This window comes from Gorillibacterium massiliense, from assembly GCF_000455485.1.
GTDB lineage: Bacteria > Bacillota > Bacilli > Paenibacillales > NBRC-103111 > Gorillibacterium > Gorillibacterium massiliense.
Genome location: NZ_CBQR020000003.1, coordinates 1 through 12,682 on the forward strand (window position 1 = coordinate 1; position 12,682 = coordinate 12,682).

Below are 12,682 nucleotides of genomic sequence, written 5' to 3' on the forward strand. Positions count from 1 at the left end.
TTCCTCTCATCCTCTCTTATGAGACCGATCCGTCTCCCGAAACGTTGGAGCAAGCGAAGATCGCCATCCAGCAGCTTGAGGACGATCATGCCGGCGTAGGCGCATTGCTCAAGACGATGCGCGAATTGACGCAAGATTACAGCCTTCCGGAATGGGCTTGCCGAACCTATACGTTAGCTTTTCAAAAGTTGGAGGCATTGGAGAGCGATCTCTTCCAGCATATCCATTTGGAGAACAACATCCTGTTTCCGCGGATTGAGCGGATGGCGGCCGCCGGAGATGACTGCAACTGCTCCAGTCACTAATCTGAATAAAAAAAACAGCAGCCGATTAAAAATCGCTGCTGTTTTTTATACTCACCCAAAAGACTCAACCCGCCAACATCTGCAAGCTTTCCAGGTCCCGAATCGTAATGCTTTTGCTTGAAACGGCGATGATGCCTTGCTCTTCCAAGGAAGCCAGCTTGCGGCTGAAGGTTTCCGGAGTGGTGGCGATGAGAGCGGCCAGTTCTTTCTTGGGTACCGGCAATTCAAAGGTCATGTTGTGGCCGTTTTTTCCGAAAAACAAAAGAAGCAGCTTCGCTAAACGCTGTTCCGCTTCCAGCAGAGTGACGGTGCCCATCCATTCTTCGGTTTCATGCAGCCGTTCGCTCATGGCCAAAAGAAAGGCATGGGCCATCTTTGCGTTTGCTTCCATGATAGGGAGAAAGTCTTGCCTGCGGATGCTGCAGACCATTGCGTCATCGAGTACGATGGCATGCGAATCATGCATCTTTTCTTGCAGTAAAGCGAATTGCCCGAAAAAATCGCCGGTGAAGAGAAAGCGGATGATCTTCTCTTTTCCTTCACCGGAGAGTTTGGAGATCTTCACGGTCCCGCTGTTTACGATAAATAGGGAGTCGGAGCCTTCTCCTTCTTGAAAAATAAATTCGCCTTTGGAATAAACCCTCGTTCTTACCAAAGGCTGCAGGTCGGCAAGTTCCGATGAGGACAGTTTGCTGAAAAGAGGGACTTTCGATAAGCATGGCGAGTCTTTCTCATGGGCGCAGGAATGGCAACAGGCATCGATGGCCAAAGGATTCCCTCCTATCTTAGTGGCTCATGGGCACGTCGCCGTTATCTTTGCCGTCCTCGGTTACCCGCAGGATGGCGGTAGCGCCTTTGGCCGCATCGTTGAACTGATGGGTGACTATAGGATAATCTCCGGCCTCTGTTACCTTCACTTCCACGACGGCGCCGCCGCTGGCTGGGAGCATGACGGTTTGCATGCCGTAGAGCCGGTTTTTCGGATTCCCATCCAGGTAGACGTTGTCCATGATCGTCCCGACGATGTGGAAGGACGAAACTTCGTTCGGACCGGCGTTACTTACGTAGAAACGGACGGTGTCGCCGACTTTTGCCAGGAACGGGTGATCTTTCAGCGTAAAATCATCCCCGTTAAACACGACGTACTCCGGTTCGCCGTTCATCATCGCATCATAATCGTGCTCGGTGTACCACTCGCTTTGCACGATGGTATACTCCCGGTCGACATCTCCGTCGGTGGGATATCCGTTCTTCGGCTCCACGATGATCATGCCGTACATGCCGTTGGCGATGTGGGCCAGCACCGGTGTCGTTCCGCAGTGATACATGAATACGCCGGGGTTGTCGGCTTTATATTCAAAGGTCCCTTGTTCGCCGGGCATCACATCGATGAATTTTTTACTGGGGGCGGCGTGAACCGCATGGAAGTCCATGGAATGGTTCATGAAGGGATCTTTATTTTTCAGAGTAAAATGGAGAGTGTCGCCTTCCTTGACCCGAAGAACGGGCCCTGGCGCAGTACCGTTAAAGGTCCAGGCATTGTAGAAAACTTCCTGGGAAATTTCCACGTCCGTCGTTTGCGCGGTCATCTCGATATATACATTCGAGCCCTTCCGGGTAATGACAGGGGCCACGGGAGGCTGGTTGATATGCTCTTCTACTGTCTCCTTATCATCGGAGGAGGAGCCGGCATCCAGTTGAGCAGGAGGGAACACATACAATCCGGCGAGGATGGCTAAAAATCCGCAAAGTACGATTATATGAGTCTTCCATTTCAACATGATGAACACCCTCCGCTAAAGCTGCCATGAGCAGATCTTATTTATGAGTCCAATTTCGCAAGCCATCAAGATCCAGGATGATAAACCCGCTGCGGTTCGTTTCGATCAAATCATCTTTGCGCAGTTGGGTGATCAACCGGTTGATGGATTCTCGGGTCGTACCCACGACGTTGGCAAAATCCTGGTTGGTCATGGGAATATCGATGCGGATTTTTCCGTTCCGCTCGGTTCCATAATCCTCAGCCAGCTTGACGAGAAAGGAGACGCCCCGGTCCTGAACGTCCTGGCCGGTCATTTTTTGCAGGTTGTCTTGAAGTTCGCGGATTTTCTCGCTCATTACCCGCATGACTTTAACGGCGATGGCTGGCACGTCCATCATGAGCGCTTCGAAGGAGCGCACCGGGATGGCGAGAATCCGGGATTCGACGATGGCTTTCGTTGTCGCCGGGTAAGGGTCGTGATTGAAAAATCCGGTGTGGGGAAACATATCCCCGGTTCGTAAATAGGAAATGATGTGCTCGTGGCCGCTTTCATCGGTTTTGTAGGCTTTGACCAGCCCTTTTTGGATGAAAAAGACACTTTCTTTATCTGCACCCTCGGTAAAAACGACGGCGCGCTTGCGGTACGTCCGTTGAATCGAAATACTCCAGATGCGCTCCAATTCGTCCTTGCTCAAATCACGGAACAAGGGAACGAGGCGCAGCAGCTCCTCATGGTTTACGGCATTATCATTCATTCCAGGGCCTCCACTACCAACGAATTGATCTTCTGTCACTCATTATAGCATGATCAATTTCGCAAGAGATAAAGCCCTATCCATGGGAGAGGGGAGGTTCGCTTAAAAAAAGCCGAGTTGCTCCTTCGCCTTATCAGACATGCGCTCCGGCGTCCAGGCCGGCTCCCACACCAGATCGACTTCCACGGAGCTCACGCCGGGGTATCCGTTCAGCGAACGTTTGACGCCGCCGACGATGGTGTCATGCAGCGGGCAACCGGGGGTCGTCAATGTCATGCGAATGAAGACTTTCCCTTCTTCGATTTGAAGCTCATACACCAGCCCGAGATCGACGATATTGAGGCCCAATTCCGGATCGTATACCGTTCGCAAAATATCCCAAACAGCATCTTTGAGTTCCAGTTCCATTTGTTAACCCTCCTTAAGATTTTGCAGAGAAATTATTTTGTAAAAACTAGGGCAATCATCCCTGCGTAAATCAGGGAGCAAAGCGCAAGCAGGCTGCCGCCGATGGACGTAAGATAAGGCAAGCTCCAACCAAGCCCGAGCAGCATTAGAAACAAGGAGCCGACGATACAGGAGATGGCGATATGGACATAGCGGTCGCTGATCATCTGTGACATTACCGGCGTTTTTTGTTTGCCTACGACAGGGCCGTATTTATGCGTCCACCAAAGAAAGGGGACGATTTTGGACAAATAGGAGAGAATCGTAAGTCCGATCCAACCGAAGATGTAAATCCAGCCCATGATGACCAAAAGGCGCGGTTCTTGAGCGATTCCGGGAAAAAACGGCAGGAGCAGAACGACGATGATTGCGATGAGCGAAATGGCGCCGGATAAGGTTTGCGCCCACTTCATCCCGGCTCCGGGCTCGTTTTTGTGGCGGTGCTTGACCATTTGAGCCAAATGCACGGTGTAAACCGTCAAAGCAGCAGCGATCAGGACGAAACCGCACCACTTGAGCCAAAGGGGAGCGCCAAACAGAAACGAGAAAGCGCCGGTCAGCACGCCGATATTCCACAAGCCGATGACGACTTTTTGCAGCTTTTCCGGGTGGCCGTGGGAAAGGTAGAACATCGGGTACATTTTATAGCTGAAGCCGGTAATCAACATCCCGAACCAACCGAAGGCTCCGAACCAGATATGGGCGCCCAGCAGTTGATCGTGGAAGTTGCCCCACTGTTGAAAATAGAAATTGAGTCCCATCAGCATGCCGCTGAGTCCTGTGAGTACGAGATAGCCAACGGCTAATGCGGTGCTTAAGGTGACGGTGTTCCATTTTTTGGCGCGATAGAGAGTCATGCCGATGTTGAAAGCAAAGAGCAGGATTCCGATAAAGGCCAGCGTCGCAAAAGCGGCGATAACGGGAATGGTAATCGTTTGAAACCCGATCAGAAGCCCGGCCGTTCCGACAGCGAAAAAGCCGTAGTGGACAAACCCGAGCTTGCGGCTAAACAGATTGTGGTTTTGCAGCACCACCGGAATCAGCTGGTAGACCGCGCCCATGGCGATCATTGTGCCCCAGCCCAGCACCAGCAGATGTACACGGAACCAGCCGGTGGAATAGCGGGGCGTATCCCCGAGCGTCGTCAGCCATGAGGCGAAGTCGCCCAAGGAATAGAGTTGGAACAGGGTAAAGCTAATGATGCCAGTGACGATGAACAGAAACGGCAGACGAAACATGGCGGCACCTCTTACTTCCTTACTTTTTGAAAATATGAACCCGGGCGCTTCCGTCCGGCTGCTCGTCGATTTGATAGGAATAGCCCATGGAGCTAAGCTCCTCCAGAAGCATGGCTGGAACCCGGTCGTTGTGAATGATAACTTCATCGCCGGATTTTGCATCCTTAAGCTTGGCCAGGGTGCGAACCATCGGCTGTGGCGGTTCCAAGCCCCGGTTGTCGAGATGATAGACTTGGGGGCCAGAGGATGACGGGCTGTTTGGCGCTTCCTCCCCGGATTCGACCTTTGGTGTTTCGTTGTTCGATTCTTCCTCATGGTCGTCCAAAGTGCCAAGCTCGTGCTTGCGGCTTTTGTGCAGGAAGGTTACAACCCAGTGATCGGCTTCCAGCTTTTCGACTTTGTGTACGTAGCCTTTCAACTTCATGATGCCGAACAAAGGAACCGGCTTCAGGGTGGCGTGAAGAACGAAGGTATCTTCCTTGTTCAAGGTTTTAACGGTGTCCATGATCATCTTGAAAGGATCCCGCTTGCTTCTAAGCTCCGACCGAACGTCCAGTTCAATGGTTTGTCCCTCTTGTCCCACGGTAAAGTCCTCCTTAAGTCCCCGCTGCGAGGCTTCTTTTGGCTTCCTCATATAACCCCGACATGCCTCCGTAAAGGGCATAGAAGAACGAATCCGGCGCATCGAGAGAAAAGGAAGTATAAGCTTTCGGGTCTATGCCCAACATGTGCTCGAACAAGGCGGCGCTATCGTAGGCATAGAAGCAAAAATAGGTATAGTCGAATTCAGGCATTTTTTCATAGATCGTCACGATGTCGGAAGCGTAGGTCGGTATATTCCGTGCCGCGGCGCTTACCATGGCGGTGGCGTCTTCAAGGCTGGTCTGAATTTTGATCGTTCGTTCATCGATGACCTGAATGTTGGCCACGAGGATCACTCCCTTGCTGCTGTTATTCCGATCATCCCGGCATAGGTCCGTGGACCAAATCGTCGGGGTATCGGATTTTTTTCGCTACATCAGACTGACAGTTTGCCGATGCGGACGCGGAACCAATCGGGTCCCTGCTCCAGGTAATCCCAAGTGAAGGCTCCTCGGTGCATGGATTCGAATTGATAGCGAAGCGGCACAGGGTCGTGGTCGTTGATCAGCAGCATGGCTTCTTCCGGCTGAAGGCCGTTGAAGGTTTCAAAAATTACTTTGTGCTTCAGTTGGGGCGGATATTCCGTCGCGTTGACAGTGGCTGCAAAAGCTTCGTTTGTCATTGGGGTTCCCTCCATGAGAATGATTTTCATTTATAGCTTCAGTATACGGATTTTGCTGGTGGCATTTGTGATTGGCGTCACAGGGTTGAAAATCTTTTCAACAGCCGGAGGAGAGGAATGTGTAACCCAATATTTTACAATTCCTTAATGAGAAATTAACGGAAAATTGATGGACAGTTTACGGAGCACGCATTGATAGAATCGCGTCAAGCCCGTACCATTTAAGACAAATACAAGACATACATGCCGCTGTCGCGGCATCAGCGAATGTATGAAATATCGGCGCAGCCGCCTGAAGCTTAACCTTTCATGAGAAAAGGTTATTTCAGGGCAGAATGCTGGCGGAATACGGCGAACCGGGAGGGGCAAATGGGAAAGGTCATTGAAATCGTTTTGGACGGTCTTCGTTATGATGTAATGCGCTCATCCATGGGTTACTTAAATCACTTGGTGGAAAAATCTCAAGCCGCACTTTATCGGGTGAAGTCCGAGCTGCCCAGCTTATCTCGGCCTTTGTACGAAGTGCTGTTGACCGGCGTGCCGAGCTGCGAAAGCGGCATTACCTCCAACCAGGTTGTCCGCTTATCTCATAATCCAAGCATTTTCCACTTGGCTGCGAACCGGGGTTTGAAAACCGCTGCCGCTGCGTACTACTGGGTCAGTGAGCTTTATCAACAGGCGCCGTTTAACCATTTCACCGACCGGATTCAGCATGACGAGACGAAGCCGATTCAGCATGGGATGTACTATTTTGAAGATCATTATCCAGACACGCATCTTTTTGCCGACGCCGAGCATTTGCGCCGCACTTACGCTCCTGATTTTTTGTATGTTCACTCAATGAACATTGACGATACCGGCCATAAGTTCACTTCAGATTCCGCACAGTATCGGGGCTCAGCGATCAAAGCGGACAGCATTCTGGCTTTGCTGTTGCCACTTTGGATCAAGTTGGGCTACACCCTGCTGATTACGTCCGATCATGGAATGAACGAGGATGGACATCATGGGGGAACGGGAGACGGGGTGCGGGACGTGCCGCTTCTCGCCATCGGCCCTGATTTTCAGCCGGGGGATTACACGGAGGCATATCTTCCGCAATTGGCTTTAGCACCCTTGGTCTGCCGCCTGCTGGATATTCCGGCGTCCCCGGCGATGGTTCATATTCCGGTTCCAGGTTATCAGCCGGTTCCGGTGTGAAATAGACAGGTTACGAGACATATCCAGTTGAAAGGTGGAGAAAAGGGTGGAGAAGTCATTGAAAAGGCATGCAGGGAAGATGGGGTTAGTGCTGGCGGGGATTCTTGCCGCTACAGCGGTGATGTCTGGGTGTTCGTCCAAAGCGGATGCGGATACGAAAGATAGCGCCGTTCTGACGGCGAAGGAATTGCTTCCGCTGGCGCAAAAGGAAGGAAACTTGGTCAGCGTCGGCATGCCGGATTCCTGGGCCAATTGGAAGGGTACCTGGGATGATCTGAAGAGCAAGTACAATATCAATCATACGGACACGGATATGTCCAGCGCCGAAGAGTTGGCGAAATTCGAGTCGGAGAAAAACAGCCCGCCCGATATCGGCGACGTCGGCATTTCCTTCGGCCCGATCGCGGAGCAAAAAGGCCTGACGCTGAAATATAAAACCGAGTATTGGGACGACGTTCCCGCTTGGGCGAAAGACGACGACGGAGACTGGATGGTTGGCTATACCGGCACCATTTCGTTCCTGACCAACAAATCGCTGGTAAAAAACCCGCCGAAAAGCTGGGCAGATCTGAAAAACGGCGACTACAAAGTCGTAGTTGGCGACGTGACGAAAGCTTCCCAGGCGCAAAACGCCGTGCTCGCCGCAGCCATCGCTTTCGGCGGCAGCGAAACCAACCTTCAGCCGGGTCTGGATTTCTTCGCCGATCTGGCTAAGCAGGACCGGATTTCTAAAGTAGATGCGACTTTGGCGAACCTGCAAAAAGGCGAAGTTCAAGTCGTCATCCTGTGGGATTTCAATGCTCTTGGGTACCGGGATCAAATCGATCCGGCTAAATTCGAAGTGCACGTTCCCTCCGAAGGCAGCGTCATCAGTGGGTATGCGTCGGTCATCAACAAAAACGCAAAGAACCCCAACGCCGCCAAGCTGGCCCGCAACTACATCTTCAGCGACGAAGGTCAAATCAACTTGGCTAAAGGCTATGCCCGTCCGATCCGCTCCAGCGTCAAACTGCCGGAAGACGTGTCTGCCAAGCTGATCAACAACGACGAATACAAGAACGTGAAGCCGATTCAAGATTATAAAGCATGGGAGAAAGCGATAAAGGAGCTACCGCAATTATGGCTCGAACAGGTGCAATCCAAAATAAAATAATGCTGCTTACGCTGGTTCCCTTGATTCTCTGGATTTGCGCTTTCGAACTCGTACCGATATTACGCATGCTCGTCATGAGCTTCCAAAACAGCGACGGCCAAGGGTTTACCCTTGGCCAGTACGCTAAAAGCTTATCTACGCCGCTTTATACCCAAGCGATTTGGAACAGCTTGAAGCTGGCGCTGATTGCCAGCGTCGTCGCCCTCGCAGCCGCACTCGTTTGCGGCTATTCGATTACCCGAATGTCGGAAACGGTACAGAGCCGAATGCTGATGCTGTCCAACATGACGTCCAACTTCGTCGGCGTTCCTCTTGCTTTTGCCTACATCATCATGCTGGGGAACAGCGGCGCCTTCACGATGCTGTTTCGCAAACTGGGGCTTCATTCACTCGCTTCATTCGATCTCTACTCGGAAAAAGGCTTGCTGCTCATCTATACCTATTATCAAATCCCTCTTGCCATCCTGCTCATTTATCCGGTTTTCAATGCCATCAAGAACGATTGGAAGGAAGCGTCGGCCCTTTTAGGCGCTTCAGGCTGGGGGTTTTGGCGTTATGTCGGCTTGCCGGTGATGCTTCCCGGCATACTGGGCACCTTCAGCATGCTGATGGCCAATGCTCTCGGTGCCTACGCCACCGCTTATGCTTTGATGGGCAGCAATTATAATCTTCTGGCAATCCGCATCGCCGGCATGGTCTCCGGGGACATTTTCCCGAATTTCCAACTGGCCAGCGCCTTAGCCGTGCTGATGGCCATTATCATGCTGACGGCCATGTTCATCAATGAGTGGATGTCCCGCAGGTCCAGGAGGAATGGCGTATGAAAACAACCGCCGCCAACCGTGTTGAAAAAGGGAGCAGTGCGCCGGATGTAACTCGGGTACGAAGTGCCGCCTACGGCACTGCTAGAAAATCTGGGCAGGGCGCAAAGGGCAAGTGGGTGTTCGTCCTTATTTTGGCGCTGCTCTTTGTCTATTTGTTTTTGCCCGTTGCGGCTACGCTGCTGTTTTCCGTTGCCGGGGAATGGCAGACCGAAATTTTACCGAAAAGCTATACGCTCAAGTGGTATGGCGATATTTTCAGCGATCCGCGCTTTTTGCAGGCCGTCGGCCATACGCTGCTTACGGGATGCCTTACCGTAGGAATTGCCCTTATCGTGCTGGTTCCCGTCATTTTCGTGTTGGTCGTCTATTTTCCCAAGTGGGAGAAGCTGCTGCAGATTTCGATACTCATTCCTTTCGCTTTTCCGCCTGTGGTGTCGGCGATCGGGCTTATCAAAATATATTCCAGCGGTCCGGTGCCTTTGACGGGGACCATTTGGATATTGATCGGCGTCTATTTTATTTTGATTCAACCGTTTATTTACCAAAGCGTTCGCAACAGTTTGCTAACAATCCGCGCCAAAGAGCTGGTGGAAGCGGCGGAGGTGCTTGGCGCTGCCAAAATGACCGCTTTTCGGACGGTGGTGCTGCCGAATATTTTATCGGGTACGCTCATCGCCTGCCTGCTGTCTTTTTCCATGATCTTCGGGGAATTCGTCATGTCCAACATGCTGGTAGGCGGCCAATATGAAACGATTCAAATGTATCTCTACAACGAGATGAAAATATCCGGGCAAACGGGCAGCGCCATCGTGATCACGTATTTTCTGCTGATCTTCATCTTATCGGGGATAGTACTGAAGCTGGGCAACCGCAAGCCCAAGGGCTATACGCCCGCCAAGGGTTCGGAGGAGGGAGAAGCATGAGCTACATCCGCATTGAACATGTGACTAAGAGCTACCACAATCAGCCCGTGCTGAAGGATATTCATTTCACCATGGAGGAAGGGGAGTTTCTCACCCTCCTCGGTCCGTCGGGCTGCGGCAAAAGCACCCTGCTTCGGGCCATCGCGGGCTTGAACGAAATCGACGGTGGGTCCATCGTCATCGGAGGACGGGACATTACGGGCTTGCCACCGAAAAAGCGGGATGTGGGCATGGTGTTCCAATCTTACGCGCTGTTTCCCAATTTGACGGTTTTCGATAATATTGCTTACGGCTTGAAAATGGAAAAAATGAAGCGGTCCGAATACGCGCCCCTTGTGGAGGAAATGATCGACCTTATCGATCTTAAAGGAAAAGAAAACCGCTATCCGGCCCAATTGTCCGGCGGTCAGCAGCAACGGGTCGCGTTGGCTCGTTCGTTGGTCAAGCGGCCGAAGGTACTGCTTCTGGATGAGCCGCTGAGCGCACTGGATGCTCAAATCCGCCGCAGCCTCCGCACTCAATTGGTGGAGATTCAGAAAAAGCTGAAGACGACGACGATCTTCGTCACCCATGACCAGGAGGAGGCGCTGACCATCTCCGACCGGATTATCGTCATGAACCACGGAACTATCGAGCAAGAGGGGACGCCGGAAGAAATCTATACCGAGCCGGCCAGCGAATTCGTCGTCCGGTTTATCGGCAGCTACAACGTATGGGACAGGCCGGAGCTTGTGGCGGGCGGTTTTCAGCCGGTTCCGGCGGGCGAGGTCTTCGCCGTGCGGCCGGAATCCATCCGCGTTCAGCCGGAGGAGGAGGCAGTTGACGACGGGAATGGCGTTGGAACAATCGCCGGAACCGGCAGCGTGGAGCAGGTTACGGTGCTCGGGAATATTCTACGGTTTACGGTGAATATGTCCGGCATGAAGGTGACGGTTGACCGCCTGCATGAGCGGGAAAATTTGCGGATCGGCGCCGGAGAGCGCGTTCGGTTGTCCATCCCCGCCGGAGAGTGCCGGGTGCTGCGTTAAGGGATCATCTTGCATTTTTTCGGCGGTTGCCCTACACTGAGGCTAATTACATACGCGCGGGAGCTTGCGAAAGCAGGCTGAGAGTACGGCTGGTTCGCCGTAGACCGTTTAAACCTGTTGGATAATGCCAGCGTAGGAAGGGTACGGCTTTAACGTGCTTATAAAAAGAGCGCTATGCCTGCATCTTGCAGGCATAGCGCTTTTTCGCGTGGATGCAAAATATGAAAAGTCAGGCGGGGAGAAGCATGGACAATCGGAAAATCGCGGAACTATTGGGCAAGGTAAGGGCAACGAATCCTCTTGTGCACAACATAACCAATGTAGTGGTCACGAACTTCACGGCAAATGGACTCTTAGCGTTAGGCGCGTCTCCGATCATGGCATACGCCAAGGAAGAGGTGGCGGATGTAGCAAAAATTTCCGGAGCTCTCGTGCTCAATATCGGCACTTTGAACGAGACGGAGGTACAAGCCATGCTACTGGCAGGGGCATCGGCTAACGCCTATAGCGTTCCTGTCGTCTTCGATCCGGTGGGAGCGGGAGCGACGGCTTATCGGACGAATACGGCGCGGCAACTGATGGATATTGTGAAGGTGGACATCTTGCGCGGCAATGCCGCCGAGGTGGCTAACGTTGTCGGCCGGGAGTGGAGCATCAAGGGCGTCGACGCCGGAGAAGGCAGCGGCGACGTGACGGAGCTGGCCCGTTTTGCCGCCGTGCAGTGGAACTCCGTCGTAGCCATCACCGGCAAAGATGATGTCGTTTCCGATGGAAGGACGACTTATGTCATTCATAACGGAGATGCAGCCCTTACCAAGGTAACGGGAACCGGCTGCCTGCTCACTTCCGTCATCGGCGCTTTTGCATCGGTTGAATCGGATTATGCGGCGGCGGCAGCGGCAGCCCTCGTCGTCTATGGCATAGCGGCGGAGCTGGCTGCGGCAAAAACCGCAGACCTTGGCCCCGGCAGCTTCCAAATTGAGTTTCTTAACCAATTGGCGAAGGTATCTACGGACGACACCATGAGACTTGGACGAATGGAGCGTATCGAAGGATGACGATAGCGAGAGCGTTGACGGTGGCTGGCTCGGACAGCGGTGGCGGGGCCGGGATTCAAGCTGATTTAAAAACCTTTCAGGAGCTGCGGGTGTTCGGCATGTCGGCCATCACGGCGGTAACTGCGCAAAATACATTGGGTGTGCAGGGGATTTATCCCCTGACGCCGGAAGCGGTTGAGCAGCAGATGGATGCCATCGGACAGGATTTAGGCGCCGATGCGGTGAAGACCGGCATGCTGTTCAGCAGCGAGATCATTGTCGCCGTGGCGGAAAAGCTGCGGCAATACAACTGGCGGAACGTCGTCATCGACCCGGTGATGATCGCCAAAGGCGGCGCTGCGCTGCTTATGGACGATGCCGTCATGGCCGTGAAGCGGCATTTGCTGCCCCTCGCCATGGTGGTAACGCCGAATCTGCCGGAAGCCGAAGTACTGACTGGCATGACGATCGCCACCCTGGCGGACCGCAAGGAGGCGGCGAAAAAGCTGGCCGATTACGGCGTCAAGCACGTCGTCATGAAGGGCGGCCACGCTCCGTCCGATGAGCGAGAGGCCGTAGATCTACTGTACGATGGCCGGGATTTCCACGAGTTCAAGAGCGCTCGCCGGGAAACTCGCCATACCCACGGGACGGGCTGCACCTTCGCGGCGGCGATCACCGCCGAGCTGGCGAAAGGCCGTTCTGTTCCGGAAGCGGTCACGGTGGCGAAGGCGTTTATCCAGGCT

General features: G+C 53.1%; 16 protein-coding genes and 1 riboswitch. Of the genes, 8 read left to right on the top strand and 8 right to left on the bottom strand.

Annotated elements, in window-relative coordinates; translation table 11 throughout:
* Window positions 1-305 (top strand): hemerythrin domain-containing protein (locus tag TJ79_RS00210; RefSeq protein WP_202903256.1); only part of this gene is annotated, 305 nt, incomplete at its 5' end.
* Window positions 306-369: 64 nt separating this feature from the next.
* On the opposite strand, the gene TJ79_RS00215 is transcribed toward TJ79_RS00210, so the two are convergent.
* The 8 genes from TJ79_RS00215 to TJ79_RS00250 all read right to left on the bottom strand — a co-directional run bounded on the left by TJ79_RS00215 (window position 370) and on the right by TJ79_RS00250 (window position 5,771).
* A complete protein-coding gene (locus tag TJ79_RS00215) occupies window positions 370-1,074 on the bottom strand; it encodes a Crp/Fnr family transcriptional regulator (protein ID WP_238322706.1) in 705 nt (234 codons plus the stop codon).
* A gap of 16 nt (window positions 1,075-1,090) precedes the next feature.
* Window positions 1,091-2,086, bottom strand: coding sequence for a multicopper oxidase domain-containing protein (locus TJ79_RS00220; RefSeq protein ID WP_040948271.1), 996 nt, complete (start codon window positions 2,084-2,086; stop codon window positions 1,091-1,093).
* 37 nt (window positions 2,087-2,123) lie between these two features.
* Entirely contained in the window at window positions 2,124-2,822 is a 699-nt protein-coding gene (locus TJ79_RS00225; protein WP_040948272.1) for a Crp/Fnr family transcriptional regulator, read from the bottom strand.
* Between the two features lie 102 nt (window positions 2,823-2,924).
* Window positions 2,925-3,230 (bottom strand): metal-sulfur cluster assembly factor, encoded by a 306-nt coding sequence (locus TJ79_RS00230; RefSeq protein ID WP_040948273.1) that lies wholly within the window; start codon window positions 3,228-3,230, stop codon window positions 2,925-2,927.
* Between the two features lie 32 nt (window positions 3,231-3,262).
* Window positions 3,263-4,507, bottom strand: coding sequence for a cbb3-type cytochrome c oxidase subunit I (locus tag TJ79_RS00235; protein WP_040948274.1), 1,245 nt, complete (start codon window positions 4,505-4,507; stop codon window positions 3,263-3,265).
* Window positions 4,508-4,526: 19 nt separating this feature from the next.
* Window positions 4,527-5,090, bottom strand: coding sequence for a DUF2249 domain-containing protein (locus TJ79_RS00240; protein ID WP_040948275.1), 564 nt, complete (start codon window positions 5,088-5,090; stop codon window positions 4,527-4,529).
* 13 nt (window positions 5,091-5,103) lie between these two features.
* Complete coding sequence (locus tag TJ79_RS00245; RefSeq protein ID WP_040948276.1) at window positions 5,104-5,436, bottom strand: hypothetical protein; 333 nt, start codon at window positions 5,434-5,436, stop codon at window positions 5,104-5,106.
* Between the two features lie 89 nt (window positions 5,437-5,525).
* Entirely contained in the window at window positions 5,526-5,771 is a 246-nt protein-coding gene (locus TJ79_RS00250) for a DUF2249 domain-containing protein (protein ID WP_040948277.1), read from the bottom strand.
* Between the two features lie 369 nt (window positions 5,772-6,140).
* Here TJ79_RS00250 and TJ79_RS00255 point away from each other — a divergent pair, with 369 nt between their 5' ends.
* From TJ79_RS00255 to thiD, 7 genes are all read left to right on the top strand, one after another.
* Complete coding sequence (locus TJ79_RS00255; protein WP_040948278.1) at window positions 6,141-6,971, top strand: alkaline phosphatase family protein; 831 nt, start codon at window positions 6,141-6,143, stop codon at window positions 6,969-6,971.
* Window positions 6,972-7,050: 79 nt separating this feature from the next.
* Window positions 7,051-8,124: an ABC transporter substrate-binding protein gene (locus TJ79_RS00260; protein WP_052339131.1), complete on the top strand. Its 1,074-nt coding sequence runs from the start codon at window positions 7,051-7,053 to the stop codon at window positions 8,122-8,124.
* On the top strand, window positions 8,091-8,948 hold the full coding sequence (locus tag TJ79_RS00265; protein ID WP_052339130.1) for an ABC transporter permease: 858 nt from the start codon (window positions 8,091-8,093) through the stop codon (window positions 8,946-8,948). The genes TJ79_RS00260 and TJ79_RS00265 overlap by 34 nt, the downstream gene beginning before the upstream one ends.
* Entirely contained in the window at window positions 8,945-9,871 is a 927-nt protein-coding gene (locus TJ79_RS00270) for an ABC transporter permease (RefSeq protein ID WP_081756603.1), read from the top strand. Before TJ79_RS00265 ends, TJ79_RS00270 begins: the two co-directional genes overlap by 4 nt.
* Window positions 9,868-10,899 (top strand): ABC transporter ATP-binding protein, encoded by a 1,032-nt coding sequence (locus tag TJ79_RS00275; protein ID WP_040948280.1) that lies wholly within the window; start codon window positions 9,868-9,870, stop codon window positions 10,897-10,899. Before TJ79_RS00270 ends, TJ79_RS00275 begins: the two co-directional genes overlap by 4 nt.
* A gap of 46 nt (window positions 10,900-10,945) precedes the next feature.
* Window positions 10,946-11,055: riboswitch (TPP riboswitch) on the top strand.
* 89 nt (window positions 11,056-11,144) lie between these two features.
* Complete coding sequence (thiM, locus tag TJ79_RS00280; RefSeq protein ID WP_040948281.1) at window positions 11,145-11,957, top strand: hydroxyethylthiazole kinase; 813 nt, start codon at window positions 11,145-11,147, stop codon at window positions 11,955-11,957.
* A partial coding sequence (gene thiD / locus TJ79_RS00285; RefSeq protein WP_040948282.1) for a bifunctional hydroxymethylpyrimidine kinase/phosphomethylpyrimidine kinase occupies window positions 11,954-12,682 on the top strand: 729 nt, incomplete at its 3' end. The genes thiM and thiD, both read left to right, overlap by 4 nt.